The 2,189-nt window shown below is 67.7% G+C and carries 2 pseudogenes; one reads left to right on the top strand and one right to left on the bottom strand.

Annotation, left to right across the window (positions count from 1 at the left end):
* A pseudogene (locus ACFWP5_RS52295) lies at positions 1–638 on the bottom strand (hypothetical protein); the annotation flags it as partial.
* Between the two features lie 710 nt (positions 639–1,348).
* Here ACFWP5_RS52295 and ACFWP5_RS52300 point away from each other — a divergent pair.
* A pseudogene (locus ACFWP5_RS52300) lies at positions 1,349–1,844 on the top strand (hypothetical protein).
* Positions 1,845–2,189: the final 345 nt, after the last annotated feature.

A 2,189-nucleotide genomic window follows, 5' to 3' on the forward strand; every position in this document is an offset into this window, starting at 1 on the left:
CGGCCGTCCGGCGTGAACGCGACCTGCCCCGGCGAGCTGCTGAACAATGGCACCTTCTCGTTCTTCAGCCCCAGGCCGCGGTACGAACCGCTCAGTGGCTTCAGCCCCTTGGCGGTGATCCGGAAGCCCTGGACACTTCCCTCGCCGCCCGCGTTCATGACGTAGGCGAGATCCCCCGAGACCGTGATGGAGGAGGGGAAGTCGCCTCCGGTGGCGAGTGTTTGACGGTCTGTCAGTTTCCGGCCGTGCACGGCGAAGGACGTCAGGGTGCCGCTGCCCGCGTTGACCGCGAGGAGCCGGCCGGACCGGTGGTCGTAGACGAGGGATCCCTGCGAGGCGAGCGAGTCGGTGGGCGCGTCGGTCTGGTCGCCGCCCTTGCCGCCGGTCGCGTACTTTCCCGCGGCGGTCAGCTTCCCGTCGTCGCCCCGGCGGAAGACGTGGATGACGTTTCCGGTCAGTTCGTCGCCCTGGACGAAGACGGCGTGGTCGGCCTTCGACGCGGCGCGTGGAGTGGGTGAAACCTGCGCCGCGGAAGCGACGTTGACCGTGACCACGACCGCCGCGACGGCCACCGTTCCACCGCCGAGGACGGTCAGCCTCTTCTGCAGTTTGGACCTGCGTTTGTTGTGCCTACTCATTGCGGATCCTCCGGTCTGGGGAGTGTGCGGCCAGAGTTGCCGTTGTGCAGCGGCGTATGAAGGCGTTCGGGGGGCCTGTCAGAGTCACGTAAGAATCAGCTCCGGCCCGCCTCCCGTGGAGGCGTGACGTCGCGGCGGTCGGGTGCGCCGGGTGAGACACGTGGATGACCGGCTTCCCCTCAAGGCCGAACACATCCGACACCGCACCTTCTGACACAACCGGACGGACGGCACGTACAGCTCCCGCCGCGCCACTCCGCCACAACGCCCCGCGACGTCACGGGCAGGCGCAGGCGCCGCCGACATGGTCCGCCACCTGGAATGCATGCGATCGCCGGGTCATGGTGTTCGCCAGAGCCCGCAGAGAGAGATCGATGGCAGGGCATGCGACATGTAGTACGAGCGGCACTCGCAGGCCCCTGCCGAATTTTTCGCCCGTGCCCCCGTGCCCCCGTCGCGCCGGAGCCGACTGCGACCCGTCACCCGCCCACCCTGTTGAGGAGTCGGCATGCACAGTGATCCCACCGCGGTCACGGACGGCGCTCGCACATCCCTGGGCAAACGCCCCCGATCAGCCAACTTCGCCCAGGGCCTGCGCCTGTAGCTGGACGAACGCGAGCACCTCTTCCGGCTGGGTGGCTACGACACCCCCAAGTGTGTCCCGCGCACGGGACCACATCAGCCCCGGGATGCGGCGCATCTTCCAGCGCATGGAGGAAAGCCCGGCCCAGATCATCAACCATCTGGGAGAGACACTCGCGCAGAACCGGCTCTCCGTCCTCCTGATCGGCGACCAGACCCAACACACCGGCATCGTCCGGTCGTTGGCCTTCCGCTGGTTCACCGTCCCCGCCGAACGGCGGCTCTTCCCGGCCTACGACCATCCCCAGCACGGCCGGACCATGACCGCCCAACTCCTCGCGGCCCACACCCGTCACCCCGACGGCCCCCGTCACCGGCCTCGTCGAGACGTTGCTCGGCAGAAGCGAGGAGTTCGCCGACGTCTGGCGACAACACCCCGTCATCGGCCCGTACTGCGCACCCAGAATGATCGACCATCCTCAAGTCGGCCTCACGGAGCTGCACGGACAGAGCCTGACAGATGCCGACCAGCCCCAGATCCTCACCGTTTTCACCACCACCCCCGGCAGCGAAGGCTACGAGAGACTCCAGTTCCTCTCCGTCCTGGGTGACCGACTTCTGTGACATCCCGGGCGCGCCCGTCGCGTGCCGGGACATTCCACCGTGGCGGCCGCTTCATTACACCGCAACGAACTCCCGTGGGGCCCACCGCTCTTCCCGTAGATGAACGTCACCGTGGCCCCGCTGCTCCGATTCAAGGCCCTTGCGGGGAAATTCACCTGGCACACCTCCTGAGCTGTCTCGGTGTGGCCACTGATCCGTGAGTGGAGAAACGGACCGGGAGGAATCCCGACACCGCGCTGCCCGCCAACCCCAGGGTCCGTTGCATGGTCGATTCTGTCCGGGTTCATCCGGTGAGGCCGAGGGCGGTCAGGGAGCGGCGGCAGTCGCGGGCGGTGTGACGTAGCG

This window comes from Streptomyces sp. NPDC058469, assembly GCF_042721125.1.
Lineage (GTDB): Bacteria > Actinomycetota > Actinomycetes > Streptomycetales > Streptomycetaceae > Streptomyces.